We start from the raw sequence: 1,033 nt of genomic DNA, 5'->3' as shown, positions 1-1,033 counted from the left end.
ATCAGGTAGATAGGTCTGAGGTGGAAGCATGGTGACATGTGGAGCTGACAGATACTAATCGATCGAGGGCTTATCCAAAAAGTTTTTGTTCTTTACACTTTGTTACCTAGTTTTGAAGGAATTTAATATTCCTTATTGACAAATTTTCGTTTGTCAGTATAATAATAAGAGTCTGGTAATGATGGCAAAGAGGTCACACCCGTTCCCATACCGAACACGGAAGTTAAGCTCTTTTGCGCCGATGGTAGTTGGGACTTTGTCCCTGTGAGAGTAGGACGTTGCCAGGCAGTTCTGGGGGATTAGCTCAGCTGGGAGAGCATCTGCCTTACAAGCAGAGGGTCGGCGGTTCGATCCCGTCATCCTCCACCATTTATGCCGGTTTAGCTCAATTGGTAGAGCAACTGACTTGTAATCAGTAGGTTGGGGGTTCAAGTCCTCTAGCCGGCACCATTTCACTATTTGAATGATTGTTTTATATATTATGAGCCATTAGCTCAGTGGTAGAGCATCTGACTTTTAATCAGAGGGTCGAAGGTTCAAGTCCTTCATGGCTCACATTTGCGGGTGTGGCGGAATTGGCAGACGCACCAGACTTAGGATCTGGCGCCTTTGGCGTGGGGGTTCGAGTCCCTTCACCCGCACCATATTTTTTATAATCGCGATNCGGGTGTGGCGGAATTGGCAGACGCACCAGACTTAGGATCTGGCGCCTTTGGCGTGGGGGTTCGAGTCCCTTCACCCGCACCATATTTTTTATAATCGCGATGCGGAAGTAGTTCAGTGGTAGAATACAACCTTGCCAAGGTTGGGGTCGCGGGTTCGAATCCCGTCTTCCGCTTACGTGCCGGGGTGGCGGAACTGGCAGACGCACAGGACTTAAAATCCTGCGGTAGGTGACTACCGTACCGGTTCGATTCCGGTCCTCGGCACCACATGCGCCCATAGCTCAACTGGATAGAGTATTTGACTACGAATCAAAAGGTTGGAGATTCGAATTCTCCTGGGCGCATTATAAAAACGGGAAGTAGCTCAG

At 48.9% G+C, this 1,033-nt stretch carries 7 tRNA genes and 1 rRNA gene; all 8 read left to right on the top strand.

Annotation, left to right across the window (positions count from 1 at the left end):
- The first annotated feature begins 171 nt into the window (after nucleotides 1-171).
- The 8 genes from rrf to ACAN53_RS18015 all read left to right on the top strand — a co-directional run bounded on the left by rrf (nucleotide 172) and on the right by ACAN53_RS18015 (nucleotide 1,009).
- Nucleotides 172-287 (top strand): 5S ribosomal RNA (rrf, locus tag ACAN53_RS18050).
- A gap of 6 nt (nucleotides 288-293) precedes the next feature.
- Nucleotides 294-369 (top strand) — tRNA-Val (locus ACAN53_RS18045).
- A gap of 5 nt (nucleotides 370-374) precedes the next feature.
- Nucleotides 375-450: transfer RNA gene (locus ACAN53_RS18040), tRNA-Thr, on the top strand.
- Between the two features lie 33 nt (nucleotides 451-483).
- Nucleotides 484-555 (top strand) — tRNA-Lys (locus ACAN53_RS18035).
- 5 nt (nucleotides 556-560) lie between these two features.
- Nucleotides 561-644: transfer RNA gene (locus ACAN53_RS18030), tRNA-Leu, on the top strand.
- 122 nt (nucleotides 645-766) lie between these two features.
- Nucleotides 767-838, top strand: a tRNA-Gly gene (locus tag ACAN53_RS18025).
- A 5-nt stretch (nucleotides 839-843) separates the two neighbouring features.
- Nucleotides 844-932, top strand: a tRNA-Leu gene (locus ACAN53_RS18020).
- 3 nt (nucleotides 933-935) lie between these two features.
- Nucleotides 936-1,009, top strand: a tRNA-Arg gene (locus ACAN53_RS18015).
- Nucleotides 1,010-1,033: the final 24 nt, after the last annotated feature.

Origin of the sequence: Ectobacillus soli (assembly GCF_042610425.1) — a bacterium.
GTDB lineage: Bacteria > Bacillota > Bacilli > Bacillales > Bacillaceae_G > Ectobacillus.
This window is presented reverse-complemented; position numbering and strand designations above follow the sequence as displayed.